This is a genomic window from Pantoea sp. RIT413, from assembly GCF_003057675.2.
GTDB lineage: Bacteria > Pseudomonadota > Gammaproteobacteria > Enterobacterales > Enterobacteriaceae > Pantoea > Pantoea eucrina.
Genome location: NZ_QBJB02000001.1, coordinates 729,602 through 743,601, shown reverse-complemented (window position 1 = coordinate 743,601; position 14,000 = coordinate 729,602). Strand labels below are relative to the sequence as shown.

At 56.2% G+C, this 14,000-nt stretch carries 10 protein-coding genes; 8 read left to right on the top strand and 2 right to left on the bottom strand.

Annotation, left to right across the window (positions count from 1 at the left end):
• Window positions 1–57: 57 nt before the first annotated feature.
• Window positions 58–918 carry a formate transporter FocA gene (focA, locus tag DBY66_RS03470; protein WP_039383550.1) on the bottom strand — a complete coding sequence of 287 codons (861 nt, stop codon included), beginning with the start codon at window positions 916–918 and terminating at the stop codon, window positions 58–60.
• A 256-nt stretch (window positions 919–1,174) separates the two neighbouring features.
• Window positions 1,175–2,938, bottom strand: coding sequence for a 30S ribosomal protein S12 methylthiotransferase accessory factor YcaO (gene ycaO / locus DBY66_RS03465; protein WP_108569201.1), 1,764 nt, complete (start codon window positions 2,936–2,938; stop codon window positions 1,175–1,177).
• Window positions 2,939–3,250: 312 nt separating this feature from the next.
• Between ycaO and serC the strand changes: the two genes are divergently transcribed.
• The 8 genes from serC to lpxK all read left to right on the top strand — a co-directional run bounded on the left by serC (window position 3,251) and on the right by lpxK (window position 13,973).
• Window positions 3,251–4,336 (top strand): 3-phosphoserine/phosphohydroxythreonine transaminase, encoded by a 1,086-nt coding sequence (gene serC, locus DBY66_RS03460; protein WP_039383552.1) that lies wholly within the window; start codon window positions 3,251–3,253, stop codon window positions 4,334–4,336.
• A gap of 79 nt (window positions 4,337–4,415) precedes the next feature.
• Window positions 4,416–5,702, top strand: coding sequence for a 3-phosphoshikimate 1-carboxyvinyltransferase (gene aroA / locus DBY66_RS03455; RefSeq protein ID WP_094111481.1), 1,287 nt, complete (start codon window positions 4,416–4,418; stop codon window positions 5,700–5,702).
• Between the two features lie 198 nt (window positions 5,703–5,900).
• Window positions 5,901–6,581: a (d)CMP kinase gene (gene cmk / locus DBY66_RS03450; protein WP_071668700.1), complete on the top strand. Its 681-nt coding sequence runs from the start codon at window positions 5,901–5,903 to the stop codon at window positions 6,579–6,581.
• A gap of 121 nt (window positions 6,582–6,702) precedes the next feature.
• Window positions 6,703–8,376 (top strand): 30S ribosomal protein S1, encoded by a 1,674-nt coding sequence (rpsA, locus tag DBY66_RS03445; RefSeq protein WP_052246478.1) that lies wholly within the window; start codon window positions 6,703–6,705, stop codon window positions 8,374–8,376.
• A gap of 88 nt (window positions 8,377–8,464) precedes the next feature.
• On the top strand, window positions 8,465–8,749 hold the full coding sequence (ihfB, locus tag DBY66_RS03440) for an integration host factor subunit beta (protein ID WP_010618275.1): 285 nt from the start codon (window positions 8,465–8,467) through the stop codon (window positions 8,747–8,749).
• 202 nt (window positions 8,750–8,951) lie between these two features.
• The gene (locus DBY66_RS03435; RefSeq protein ID WP_108569202.1) at window positions 8,952–11,210 is read left to right on the top strand and encodes a DNA internalization-related competence protein ComEC/Rec2; all 2,259 of its coding nucleotides are present in this window, start codon (window positions 8,952–8,954) and stop codon (window positions 11,208–11,210) included.
• 34 nt (window positions 11,211–11,244) lie between these two features.
• Window positions 11,245–12,993 carry a lipid A ABC transporter ATP-binding protein/permease MsbA gene (msbA, locus tag DBY66_RS03430; protein WP_039383565.1) on the top strand — a complete coding sequence of 583 codons (1,749 nt, stop codon included), beginning with the start codon at window positions 11,245–11,247 and terminating at the stop codon, window positions 12,991–12,993.
• A complete protein-coding gene (lpxK, locus tag DBY66_RS03425; RefSeq protein WP_039383567.1) occupies window positions 12,990–13,973 on the top strand; it encodes a tetraacyldisaccharide 4'-kinase in 984 nt (327 codons plus the stop codon). Before msbA ends, lpxK begins: the two co-directional genes overlap by 4 nt.
• Window positions 13,974–14,000: the final 27 nt, after the last annotated feature.

Sequence of the window (14,000 nt, the reverse complement as noted above, 5' to 3'; positions counted from 1 at the left end):
TACCTGCCTTATGTAAGGAGACTTTCTTGCCGGACGCATCGCTGCCCCCGGCCGCAATCACGCTGCCGGCGCGGAGCCGCGCAGATAAATAACCCAGTAAGTCAATCCAACCAGCACACCACCGCCAATAATATTGCCGAGCGTAACCGGGATCAGATTGTTGAAAACGAAGTCGCTGAGATTGAGTGCCGGAAACTGAGCGGCAGTGGCGCCGGTGAGCTGCCAGAATTCCGGTGCGGCAAAATCGCGGATCAGGATGGCCATCGGGATCAGAAACATGTTGGCGATGCTGTGCTCGAAGCCGCTGCCAACAAACATCGCCACCGGCAGAATCATGGCAATCATCTTGTCAGTCAGGCTGCGGCCGGAATAGCTCATCCAGACGGCCAGGCAGACCAGCAGATTGGCCAGCGTACCCAGCGCAACGGCCTGTATAAAACTGTGATGCATCTTGTGATCGGCGGTTTGCAGCAGATTAAGACCCCAGGCACCCCCGGCAACCATATGCTCACCCGCCAGCCAGATCAGCATGACGAAAAAGAGCGCGCCGCACAGATTACCGATGTAGACATTGAGCCAGTGACGGGCCAGCTGCAGCCAGCTGATACGCCCGCTGGCTTTAGCCACGACGATGAGCACCGTTGAGGTAAAAAGATCGGCCCCGCATACCACTACCAGCATCAGACCCAGTGAAAAGCAGATGCCCCCGATCAGCCTGGCTATGCCCCAGGGCAGCGGCGCGCTGCCGGTGGTTGCAGTGATATAGAACACAAATGCGATTGAGATAAAGACGCCGGCGGTAATGGCAAGAAAAAAGGTTGTCAGGGGATGTTTAGTCGCTTTATAGACACCCGCTTCTTCAGCAACTTTAGCCATTGCCGCAGGCAGTAAAGCATTAAAGGGGTTGTCAGCTTTCACGCTTACGCTCTCCGTAACAGGTCTGAGGAGATGCTAACAAAGCGGGTGAGCAGCGGAATTGATATGGATCATCTTTGAGCGGAAGAGGAGAAGGAATGCAGCGTTAAAATCATTTAAACTAATGAATATATTATAAAAAAATAATTTTAAACTTTACATTATTATTTTAATCAGCATTTCATACGGTTAAAAAAACCGGTATGACCGCCTGGCCATACCGGTTTCAGATGAGTCATCAAACCACCTGGCGCAGCGGTTATGCAGCGGACCAGTAGCGACGTTTTGCCGCCTGCAGTTTTTCATAGGCGGCCAGCAGCGCCTGATGGGCAGGCAGCGCATGGAGATCTTCATCAATGGCCTGCAGACCATAAAACGGCGCTTCACCGCTCAGCGCAGCGGATGCGGCATCAACTGTCGCCTGACCATACATGCGGACAAACGCACGATGATACTGCACCGGTTCACGCTCGTCTTCCATAGCCAGCAGCAGCAGCGTCTGCAGACAGCGGTAGTAATTAGCACGCTCCGCGCTGAAAATAGACTGGTTGAACTCCATGGTCCACTCCGTCCAGATCAGCGCCTGATCGAGATCGCCTCCCGCCAGCGCCAGCATCGCTTTCAGCTCGCCAATACGCAGCGTGTACCAGCCATTATCTTTACCGGTGGCAAGGCCCAGCAGCTCACGCACGCGGGTAAAGTCGTCATGACCCTCTTCATCCAGCTGTTCAATGAGTGCCAGATACTCCTCAGGCTGCCACTCACTGGCCGGCAGCGCCAGCAGGGTTTCGCGCAGTGAAGCACCCATGTTGTTATTCGCCAGCAGCAGATCTTCAGCCGGATAGATATCAGACATGCCCGGTACGATAATGCGGCAGGCATACACGTCCAGATGTTCGTAATCTGCGATATAGACTTCTTTATCTTCCGCAGCGAAGATCGCCATCAGCGTAGCGAACTCCTCCTGGGTCGTGCCGGCAAAGCTCCAGTCCACAAATGGATAGTCTGCCTCATCTTTAAACATATCCCAGGAGATCAGACCGCTGGAATCGATAAAGTGCGTCTCCAGGTTGGCATGTTCAGCCACTTCTTCATCGTCAAAAGTCGGTGGCGTGAAGACATCGAGATCCTTGAGACCCCGACCCTGCAGAAGTTCGGTAACGGTACGCTCCAGCGCCACGCCAAAGTCAGGATGGGCACCAAATGAGGCGAAGCAGGTGCCATTGGCCGGATTGAACAGCACCACGCAGATAACCGGATAGTTGCCACCCAGAGAGGCGTCATAAGCGAAGATAGGAAAGCCTTCCGCTTCCAGGCGTCCGATAGCTTCAATGACATCAGGATAACGCTGCATCACCTCAGCCGGAATTTCCGGCAGGCTGATAGATTCAGCGATAATACGGTTTTTAATATGACGCTCAAAAACCTCAGACAGCCCCTGTACGCGCGCTTCATTAGCGGTATTGCCTGCGGACATGCCGTTGGAGACATAGAGGTTGCCGATAATGTTCATCGGGATATAAACAGTCTGCTGATCGGACTGGCGCGTAAACGGCAGGCCGCAAATGCCGCGCTCTGTATTACCGGACTGCAGATCGATTAAATCAGCGGCGCTCAGGCTGTCGTCCGGATCGTAGAACTTACGCAGGCGCGCATCAAGAATGCCTTCAGGCAGGCTTTCATCAGCCGGCAGAGGAAACCACTTCTCATTGGGATAGTGAACAAAATCGCCATTCGCGATGGATTTGCCCAGCCAGAAGTCTGCGAAAAAGTAGTTGGTTGAGAGACGCTCAAAATATTCACCCAGCGCGGAAGCCAGCGCCGCTTTTTTACTCGCGCCCTTGCCATTGGTAAAGCAGAGCGGGCAATCGCGATCGCGAATATGTACGGACCAGACGTGCGGAACCGGATTCAGCCATGAAGCCTCTTCAATATTAAAACCCAGATCCTGCAGCTTCTGCTGGAAACGGGCGATGGAGTCTTCCAGCGCAGCATCTTTTCCTGGAATAAACGTTTGCGTCATAGTGGCGCTCTCTCAAGTCGATAAGGTGGGCGTAAAGCGCGCAATAATACGGGTTTTACCGCAGTGGCGCTATCATCGCCGGCATTTTCTCTCTGCATGACGCCGGTACGGACAGCAGCGGGCCGCTGCCGCGCAGGCCTGGTGCAGCCCGCCTCACAATATCCCGCAGTGCGTTACATTTGTAATATAAGCTGCGGCGGAGCGGGCGCCAGAAATGTGATCGCGACCGGATAAATGATTGCAGCCGCCCGGAGGCAATGATAAAACCGGGGAGAGATTCATAACCGTTCAAGCTGAGAGTGGTGAGGGGACATGACGCAGGTTTACAATTTTAGCTCCGGCCCGGCAATGCTGCCGGTGGAAGTACTTCGTCGCGCAGAGCAGGAGCTGACCAACTGGCATGGTTTAGGCACGTCAGTGATGGAGATTAGCCACCGCAGTAAAGAGTTTATGGCCGTGGCGGAAGCGGCGGAACAGGATTTTCGCGATCTGCTTAAAATCCCGGCCAACTACAAAGTTTTATTCTGTCACGGTGGCGCCCGCGCGCAGTTTGCGGCTGTCCCGGGTAACCTGCTGGGTGAAGCGACCACTGCTGATTATATCGATGGCGGCTACTGGGCACACAGTGCAATTAAAGAAGCAGAAAAATATTGCACGCCAAACGCGATCGACATCAAAACCACGCTGGACGGCAAGCGCGCGCTGCTGCCGATGCGCGACTGGCAGCTGAGCGACAGTGCTGCTTACGTGCATTTCTGCCCTAACGAAACCATTGATGGTCTGGCGATTGATGAAGAGCCCGATTTTGGCGACAAAATTGTGGTTGCCGATCTCTCTTCTACCATTCTTTCCCGGCCGATCGACGTCAGCCGCTATGGCGTAATTTATGCCGGTGCGCAGAAAAATATTGGTCCGGCAGGACTGACGCTGGTGGTGGTACGTGAGGATCTACTGGGCAAAGCACAGCGCCATGTTCCTTCCATTCTTGACTACAGCGTGCTGGCAGAAAACGACTCAATGTTTAACACGCCGCCCACCTTCGCCTGGTATCTTTCTGGTCTGGTCTTTAAATGGCTGAAGGAGCAGGGCGGTATTGGTGAGATGGATAAGCTGAATCAGGCAAAGGCTGAACTGCTCTATGGCACCATTGATAACAGCAGTTTTTATCGTAATGAGGTTGCCAGCGCAAACCGCTCGCGTATGAATGTGCCGTTCCAGCTGGCGGATGCCTCACTTGATGCACTGTTCCTGGAAGAGTCGCTGAAAGCAGGCCTGCATGCGCTGAAGGGCCATCGTGTCGTAGGCGGTATGCGCGCGTCTATCTACAATGCCATGCCGCTGGAAGGCGTTAAGGCGCTGACTGAATTTATGACAGAGTTCGAGCGTCGCCACGGCTAATCTGTGTTTCACGCCAGCTTGTCTGGTATCAGGCCCCGTCACCAGACGGGGTTTCGTATTTTTGGAGATTTCGTTTCACATGCAGGACTCCCTCACTCTTCAACCGATTGCCCGCATCGACGGCACGGTCAACCTGCCGGGTTCAAAAAGCGTTTCAAACCGTGCACTGCTGCTGGCCGCGCTGGCTAACGGCACAACGCGTCTGACTAACCTGCTGGATAGCGATGATGTAAAGCACATGCTTACTGCGCTGCAGGCGCTGGGCGTCAGCTACACGCTTTCTCCTGACCGCACCGTATGCGAAGTCACAGGCAACGGTGGCGCCCTTCATGCGCAACAGCCGCTGGAGCTGTTTCTCGGCAACGCGGGTACCGCTATGCGTCCACTGGCTGCTGCACTCTGCCTGGGCGATCACGACGTGGTATTAACCGGTGAGCCGCGCATGAAAGAGCGTCCTATCGGTCACCTGGTCGATGCGCTACGTCAGGGCGGTGCCAGAATTGATTATCTGGAACAGAGTGATTACCCACCGCTGCGCCTGAACGGTGGATTCAGTGGTGGCGACGTCAGCGTAGACGGCAGCGTCTCCAGCCAGTTCCTGACTGCGCTGCTGATGACGGCACCGCTGGCGCAGCAGGATACCTGTATCACGATCAAAGGCGAGCTGGTCTCTAAACCGTATATTGATATCACGCTGCATCTGATGCGCTGCTTTGGCGTAGAGGTTGAAAACCAGAATTATCAGCGCTTTATTGTGAAAGGCCAGCAGCAGTACCAGTCACCGGGCGATTATCTGGTGGAAGGTGACGCCTCTTCAGCCTCCTATTTTCTCGCCGCAGCAGCCATTCGTGGCGGCACCGTTCGGGTTACCGGCATTGGCCGCAACAGCGTACAGGGCGATATTCGCTTTGCTGACGTGCTGGAAAGCATGGGTGCGGTTATCGAGTGGGGGGATGACTATATCGCCTGTACGCGTGGCGAACTGAACGCCATCGACATGGATATGAACCACATTCCGGATGCTGCGATGACTATCGCGACGACGGCGCTGTTTGCGCAGGGCACAACGCTGATGCGTAATATTTACAACTGGCGCGTGAAAGAAACCGATCGGCTGGCGGCGATGGCAACTGAGCTGCGTAAAGTGGGTGCAGAAGTCGAAGAGGGCCACGATTTTATCCGGATTACACCACCTGCGCAGCTCCGGCATGCGGATATCGGCACCTATAACGATCACCGTATGGCGATGTGCTTTTCGCTGGTCGCGCTGTCCGATACGCCGGTAACAATTCTCGATCCCGGCTGCACGGCCAAAACGTTTCCGGACTATTTCCAGCAGCTGGCAAAAGTCAGCCACGCCTCCTGATAGCCCGATCCGGCGCGCTGGCGCCGGATCGCTTTGTACTCCGCTGGTCTTTCTGCACAGAAATTCATCTGAAAAAGCGCAAACTGTCACCGCTGTCGGTGTGCGGGGGTAACTAACCGGCCGCAGGCAGCGTATACTACTGCGCAATTCAGATAGTCTAAGAGACTGTTAATAAGCAGGCTGTAACAGGAGAGAACAATGACGGTAATCGCCCCGGTAATTACTATCGATGGCCCAAGCGGCGCAGGCAAAGGGACATTATGCAAAGCGATGGCGGAGTCATTGCAGTGGCACCTGCTCGATTCTGGCGCGATCTACCGCGTGCTGGCGCTCGCCGCGCTGCATCACCAGGTAGATATTGAATCTGAAGAGGCGCTGGTACCTATTGCCGCTCATCTTGACGTGCGTTTTCTTTCGGCTGACGGCGAGATGCAGGTGGTGCTGGAAGGTGAGGACGTGACCAGCGCGATCCGCACGCAGGAGGTAAGCAACACCGCCTCACGCGTTGCAGCCTTTCCGCGCGTGCGCGAAGCGCTGCTGCGTCGCCAGCGCGCTTTCCGTGAAGAACCTGGCCTGATTGCCGACGGGCGTGATATGGGCACGGTGGTTTTCCCCGATGCGCCAGTGAAGATTTTCCTTGATGCCAGCCCGGAAGAACGTGCTCAGCGACGTATGCTGCAGTTGCAGAAAAGCGGCATTGATGTTAACTTTGAGCGCCTTTTATCCGAGATAAAGGAACGCGACGACCGCGATCGTAATCGCGCTATCGCCCCTTTAGTGCCTGCCGCTGATGCTCTGGTGCTGGATTCAACCAGCATGTCGATTGAGCAGGTGATTGAGCAGGCGCTTGATTACGCCCGGCAGAAACTGGGTGTATAATCTTTCGGTGACAGAATTGCTGTAACCCTGTACCACGGAACCGGTGCAGGGCATGTGAAACAACCCCATCCGACAGTGACGTCAGGTGGACGTTAAATTGAAGAATCCTAAGATTATCAATATGACTGAATCTTTTGCTCAACTCTTTGAAGAGTCCCTGAAAGAAATCGAAACCCGTCCGGGTTCCATTGTTCGTGGCGTTGTTGTCTCTATCGACAAAGACGTCGTGCTGGTTGATGCGGGTCTGAAATCTGAATCTGCAATTCCTGCAGAGCAGTTCAAGAACGCAGCTGGCGAACTGGAAATCCAGGTGGGCGACGAAGTTGACGTTGCTCTGGACGCAGTAGAAGACGGCTTCGGTGAAACCCTGCTGTCCCGTGAGAAAGCTAAACGTCATGAAGCTTGGATCACGCTGGAAAAAGCTTACGAAGACGCTGAAACTGTTACCGGTGTTATCAACGGCAAAGTTAAAGGTGGCTTCACAGTTGAGCTGAACGGTATTCGTGCGTTCCTGCCAGGTTCACTGGTTGACGTGCGTCCGGTTCGCGATACTCTGCATCTGGAAGGCAAAGAGCTTGAATTCAAAGTAATCAAGCTTGATCAGAAACGTAACAACGTCGTGGTTTCACGTCGTGCCGTTATCGAATCTGAAAACAGCGCTGAGCGCGATCAGCTGCTGGAAAACCTGCAGGAAGGCATGGAAGTCAAAGGTATCGTTAAGAACCTCACTGACTACGGCGCATTCGTTGACCTGGGCGGCGTTGACGGCCTGCTGCACATCACCGACATGGCATGGAAACGCGTTAAGCATCCAAGCGAAATTGTCAACGTGGGCGACGAAATCACTGTTAAAGTGCTGAAGTTCGACCGCGAGCGTACCCGCGTATCTCTGGGCCTGAAACAGCTGGGCGAAGATCCATGGGTTGCTATCGCTAAGCGCTATCCGGAAGGCACCCGCCTGACCGGTCGTGTAACCAACCTGACTGATTACGGCTGCTTCGTAGAAATCGAAGAGGGCGTTGAAGGTCTGGTACACGTTTCTGAAATGGACTGGACCAACAAGAACATTCACCCATCTAAAGTTGTTAACGTGGGCGATGTTGTTGAAGTTATGGTTCTGGACATCGACGAAGAGCGTCGTCGTATCTCCCTGGGTCTGAAGCAGTGCAAATCTAACCCATGGCAGCAGTTCGCAGAGACCCACAACAAAGGCGATCGCGTTGAAGGTAAAATCAAGTCAATCACTGACTTCGGTATCTTCATCGGCCTGGACGGTGGCATCGACGGTCTGGTTCACCTGTCTGACATCTCCTGGAACGCAACCGGCGAAGAAGCCGTACGCGAGTACAAGAAAGGCGACGAAATCGCTGCCGTTGTACTGCAGGTTGATGCAGAGCGCGAGCGCATCTCTCTGGGCGTGAAGCAGTTGGCTGAAGATCCATTCAACAACTACATCACCCTGAACAAGAAAGGCGCTATCGTGACGGGTAAAGTCACTGCAGTTGACGCGAAAGGTGCTACAGTAGAATTAGCTGATGGCGTAGAGGGTTACCTGCGCGCTTCTGAAGCTTCACTGGATCGCATCGAAGACGCGACTCAGGTTCTGAGCGTAGGCGACGACGTTGAAGCTAAATTCACTGGCGTTGACCGTAAGAACCGCGTTGTGAGCCTGTCTGTACGTGCAAAAGACCAGGCTGACGAGAAAGAAGCTATCAACACTGTTAACACCAAACAGGATGAGAGCAACTTCTCTAACGCAATGGCTGAAGCGTTCAAAGCGGCTAAAGGCGAGTAATCGACCCGAAGCACCGGACGATAGTCATATCGTCCGGTTTCGGTAAAAGCTGTCATACCTTTCCAAACAGGGATTAACCGGAGGATTCATGACCAAGTCAGAACTGATTGAAAGACTTGCTGGCCAGCATACTCATATTCCGGCGAAAGTCGTTGAGGATGCGGTCAAAGAGATGCTCGAGCACATGGCCACTACGCTGGCACAGGGTGAGCGCATCGAAATCCGGGGATTCGGCAGCTTTTCTTTGCACTACCGCGCACCGCGCACTGGTCGTAACCCGAAAACGGGTGACAAAGTGGAACTGGAAGGTAAATACGTTCCCCACTTTAAACCAGGCAAAGAACTGCGTGACCGTGCAAATATCTACGGCTAAGCCGTTACCGAACCATAAAGCGACACCTCCGGGTGTCGTTTTTTTTTGCTGCCACTCTGTGATTTGCGAGCGCGATCCCGCCGCGCTGTAATGCCTATCACTGCACCTGAAAAAGTACCGGCGCGCTGACGCAAATCCATATGACGTAAGCTTTTTTCTCTCACTGACTGCCGCACAATGGTGCTGTCTGACGGAGAGAAATATGCACATTACATGGACCACTGGCGCAGGTATCGCCATTCTTGCCACCCTGCCTCTGCTGCTGCTGCCGCAGATCCCATCCGGCATCACGCTGGCCGTACTGACTCTCATCGCTATTTTTTTACTGCATTGGTCGCATAAAGCTGCCGTGCTGGCAGGGATAGCGCTGCTGGTGGCGTGCTGGGCACAGGGTGAAGCGCGCAGCCTGCTGAATGCGATGGAGCTGCTCACCCGACGGCCGGTCGACGCCATGGTCAGCGTCAGCGCGGTCGACACCCGGCAAAACCTGCTGCTGGTCAGGCTTATCCGCGTTGACGGGCGGCTGCAGTTTCCGCCGCTGTTTGTACAAATCAGTAATGTAAATAACACAGAAAACTGGTGCGCAGGGCAGCGCTGGCACATGCGGCTGCGGCTGCGGGCAGTACATGGTCGCCTGAATGAAGGCGGATACGATCTGCAGCGCGTGCGGGTTGCAAATCATATGCCGCTGCAGGGGCGTATCATGCATCAGCAGCAGATGTCAGAACGCTGCAGCCTGCGGGCAACCCTGGTGGCTCGCTATCAGGCCGCGCTCGCGGAGCTTAAGCAGCCGGCAATTCTGCAGGCGCTGGCTTTTGGCGATCGATCGCAGATGCTGGCGCCGCTGCGACAGCTTCTGCGCGATACCGGCACCGCGCACCTGATGGCCATTTCCGGAATGCACATTGCGCTGGCGGCCACTGGTGGCTGGCTGCTGGCGCGTGCGATACAGTTTGCGTTACCTGCCCGCTATATCAGCTGGCGATTTCCGCTGATCGTCAGCTGGCTGACCGCTGCTCTCTACTGCTGGATCGCCGGCAGCCATGCGCCCGCGCAGCGGGCCATGCTCGCGCTGACGCTCTGGAGCGCTATACGCGCAGCGGGCTGGCAGCTCAGCGCCTGGCAAATCTGGCTGCTGTGCGTGGGCACACTGCTTCTGTTTGATCCGCTGGCGGTCCTGTCGGAGAGCTTCTGGCTCTCGGCCCTGGCGGTAGCGATGCTGATTATCTGGTTCAGCTGGTTTGCCCTGCCATATCCTTATCGTACGCAACGTCGCTGGCTGCCGCTGCAGCTACTGCACCTGCAGCTCGGCATGATGATTCTGATGGCGCCGCTGCAGATCTTTCTGTTTCAGGGCATCAGCCTGACTGCGCTGCTGGCCAACCTGCTGGCCGTGCCGGTTATCTCATTTATTACGGTGCCGCTGCTGCTGCTGGCGCTGCTGGTGCCACTGCAACAGGCGGCACAGCCGCTGTGGTGGTTAGCCGATCGTTCAGTGGACTATCTGGTGCAGGCGCTCCAGTGGCTGCCCGCCGGCTGGCTGAGCCTGCATCAGACGCTGCCCGCTGTCATAGTGGTCTGGGGCGGATTGCTGTTGTGGCGCAGCGGGCTGATTGCCCGTACGTCGGTCCGTTTCGCCAGCCTGCTGCTGGCACTGCTGCTGGGGCGCACTGACGCGCAGCAGAGCGACTGGCAAATCGATTTTCTCGATATTGGTCATGGTCTGGCGGTTGCGATCACGCAGGGAAGGGAGGTGGTACTGTATGACACCGGGCCGGCGTGGCAGCAGGGCGATGCCGGCGAGCGCACGATTTTGCCCTGGCTGAACTACACCGGACGCACGCTGCAGGGCGTCATACTGAGTCACCGGCATCTCGATCACCGTGGCGGGCTGAACGCGCTGCTACGTGCCCGCCCGGCGCCGGCGATCCGCAGCGCGCTGGGAGAACCCGGCCATCTGCCTTGTGTGCGTGGCCAGCAGTGGCAGTGGGGGCGGCTGCGTTTTACCGCCCTGTGGCCGCCAGCACTGCCGGTAGCGGGGCACAATAATGATTCGTGCGTGGTGCGGGTGGATGATGGCCAGGTCAGTTTGCTGCTGACTGGCGATCTGGAGCAGGCGGGGGAACGCAAACTGGCAGCGCTGGAAAAGGGTCAGTTGCAGGCTACACTGCTTCAGGTGCCGCACCACGGCAGCCGGACCTCCTCTACGCCCCTGTTTCTCCGGCATATAGCGGGCGAAGCGGCGGTGGCTTCTGTGGCGCGCTATAACGCCTGGCGTATGCCCGCCCGCTCAGTGGTAAAGCGTTACCAGGAGCAGGGCTATCGCTGGGCAGATACCGCACGCTCGGGGCAGGTTCGCATTCGTGTCAGCCAGGGCCGCTGGCAGATGCAGGGGCTGCGCGAGCAAATAAAGCCGCGCTGGTATCATCAGTGGTTTGGCGTAAAAGATGATTCCAGGTAGAATGAGCGGCTATTTCAAACAGCGTGAATAAATAATGCATCAAGACAAAGATCTCTCAACCTGGCAGACATTCCGCCGGCTCTGGCCAATGATTGCGCCGCACAAGGCTGGCCTTATCGTCTCCGCCGTGGCACTGGTGCTGAATGCGGCAGGCGACACCCTAATGCTCTCCCTGTTGAAACCTTTACTGGATGATGGTTTCGGTAAAGCGGACAAATCTGTTCTGCTGTGGATGCCGCTGGCTGTCATGGGCCTGATGCTGATACGTGGCGTCACCAGCTATATCTCCAGCTACTGCATCTCTTGGGTGTCAGGTAATGTGGTGATGAACATGCGTCGTCGTCTGTTCGGACACATGATGGGAATGCCGGTGGCGTTCTTTGATCAGCAGTCTACCGGCACGCTACTGTCGCGTATTACCTATGACTCAGAACAGGTGGCCTCCTCCTCATCCAGTGCTCTGGTAACCGTGGTGCGCGAGGGCGCCTCGATCATCGGCCTGTTTATCATGATGTTCTACTACAGCTGGCAGCTCTCACTGATTTTGATCCTGCTGGCACCGCTGGTCTCGTTCGCTATCCGCACCGTTTCAAAGCGCTTCCGCAACATCAGCCGAAACATGCAGAACACCATGGGACAGGTCACCACCAGCGCAGAACAGATGCTGAAAGGGCACAAAGAAGTGCTGATTTTTGGCGGTCAGGAAGTGGAAGCGGAACGTTTCTCTCAGGTCAGCAATAAAATGCGTCAGCAGGGGATGAAACTGGTTTCTGCCTCTTCCATCTCCGATCCGGTGATCCAGCTTATCGCTTCACTGGCGCTGGCGTTTGTACTCTATGCCGCCAGCTTCCCCAGCGTGATGGAAACGCTGACCGCCGGTACCATTACCGTGGTCTTCTCTTCCATGATTGCCCTGATGCGTCCGCTGAAATCGCTGACTAACGTTAACGCCCAGTTTCAGCGCGGTATGGCAGCCTGCCAGACGCTGTTCTCCATCCTCGACAGTGAGCAGGAAGTGGATAACGGCACGCGCACGGTTGAACGGGCTAAAGGCGACGTTGAGTTTCGCAACGTGACCTTTACCTATCCGGGGCGTGAGATCCCGGCGCTGCGCGATATTAACCTGACGCTGCCGGCGGGTAAAACGGTTGCACTGGTCGGCCGCTCCGGCTCGGGCAAATCGACCATGGCCAGCCTGCTGACGCGCTTTTATGATATCGATTCCGGCGAAATTCTGCTGGATGGGCACGATCTGCGTGAATATACCCTGCGCTCATTGCGTAATCAGGTAGCGCTGGTATCGCAGAATGTGCATCTGTTTAATGACACCATCGCCAATAACATCGCTTATGCGCGTAACGGTGACTATAGCCGGGCACAGATTGAACAGGCCGCCACCATGGCGCACGCTATGGATTTCATTAACAAAATGGATAAAGGCCTGGATACGGTTATCGGTGAAAACGGCGTACTGCTCTCCGGTGGTCAGCGCCAGCGTATTGCGATTGCGCGCGCGCTGCTGCGCGACTGCCCGATTCTGATTCTGGATGAGGCGACATCTGCGCTGGATACGGAGTCAGAACGCGCCATTCAGTCGGCGCTGGATGAGCTGCAGAAAAACCGGACCTCGCTGGTGATCGCACACCGTCTCTCTACCATTGAAAAAGCAGATGAGATTGTTGTGGTCGAGGATGGCCGTATTGTTGAACGCGGTACGCATGAACTGCTGCTGGCGGAGAAAGGGGCTTATGCACAGCTGCATAAGTTACAGTTCGGTCAATGATTGAACGCATCTGGAGCGGGCGCTCGCCGCTGTGGCTGCTGCTGTGGCCGCTTAGCCTGCTGTATGGTGCTATCACCTGGCTGATTCGCCTGAGCTATCAGCGTGGCTGGCAGCAGAGCTGGCGGGCACCGTGTCCGGTGGTGGTGGTCGGTAACCTGACGGCAGGCGGCAACGGTAAGACGCCGGTGGTGATCTGGCTGACAGAAGCGCTGCAGGCGCGCGGGCTGCGTCCGGGCGTGGTGTCACGCGGCTACGGGGGGAAAGCGGCACACTATCCGCTGCTGGTGACCGGGGAAACCTCAACGGCCGAGGCAGGGGATGAACCCGTGCTGATTGCACAACGCACCGGCGTACCGGTTGCCGTGGCGCCCCGGCGCCGTCAGGCTATCGAAGCGCTGCTGGCGGCGCATTCGCTGGACATCATCATCACGGATGATGGACTGCAGCACTATGCATTGCAGCGCGATCGCGAAATTGTGGTGGTGGATGGCGTGCGCCGCTTTGGCAACGGCTGGTGGTTACCCGCCGGGCCTATGCGGGAGCGTGCGCACCGGCTGCAGCAGGTGGATGCAGTGATCGTTAATGGTGGCAATGCCACCAGTCCGGAAATTGCCATGACGCTGCAGCCGGGTCGGGCGGTTAACCTGCTATCGGGCGAAACCGCTGCGCTCAGTGCGCTGCCAGATATTGTGGCGATGGCCGGTATTGGCCATCCGCCGCGCTTTTTCACCACGCTGCAGCAGCAGGGCATTAAAACGGTAGCGGAAATCGCGTTTGCCGATCATCACGCTTACAGCGAGCCGGAGCTTGCCGGCCTGACGCTGAGCGGACAATGTCTGCTGATGACGGAGAAAGATGCGGTGAAGTGCCGTAAGTTTGCGCGCGACAACTGGTGGTATCTGCCGGTAGAGGCGCAGCTTTCCGGTGCGGCAGTGGCACCGCTGCTCGACGATATCACCCGGCTGGCCCGCGGCGCGTAATAGAGTCTGGCAACCGCTATGGTATGC

Bases quoted from the DNA above. Each gene is read 5' to 3' on its own strand.
- ycaO (WP_108569201.1), bottom strand. From the start codon at position 2,938: ATGACGCAAACGTTTATTCCAGGAAAAGATGCTGCGCTGGAAGACTCC.
- serC (WP_039383552.1), top strand. From the start codon at position 3,251: ATGACGCAGGTTTACAATTTTAGCTCCGGCCCGGCAATGCTGCCGGTG.
- aroA (WP_094111481.1), top strand. From the start codon at position 4,416: ATGCAGGACTCCCTCACTCTTCAACCGATTGCCCGCATCGACGGCACG.
- cmk (WP_071668700.1), top strand. From the start codon at position 5,901: ATGACGGTAATCGCCCCGGTAATTACTATCGATGGCCCAAGCGGCGCA.
- rpsA (WP_052246478.1), top strand. From the start codon at position 6,703: ATGACTGAATCTTTTGCTCAACTCTTTGAAGAGTCCCTGAAAGAAATC.
- ihfB (WP_010618275.1), top strand. From the start codon at position 8,465: ATGACCAAGTCAGAACTGATTGAAAGACTTGCTGGCCAGCATACTCAT.
- DBY66_RS03435 (WP_108569202.1), top strand. From the start codon at position 8,952: ATGCACATTACATGGACCACTGGCGCAGGTATCGCCATTCTTGCCACC.
- msbA (WP_039383565.1), top strand. From the start codon at position 11,245: ATGCATCAAGACAAAGATCTCTCAACCTGGCAGACATTCCGCCGGCTC.
- lpxK (WP_039383567.1), top strand. From the start codon at position 12,990: ATGATTGAACGCATCTGGAGCGGGCGCTCGCCGCTGTGGCTGCTGCTG.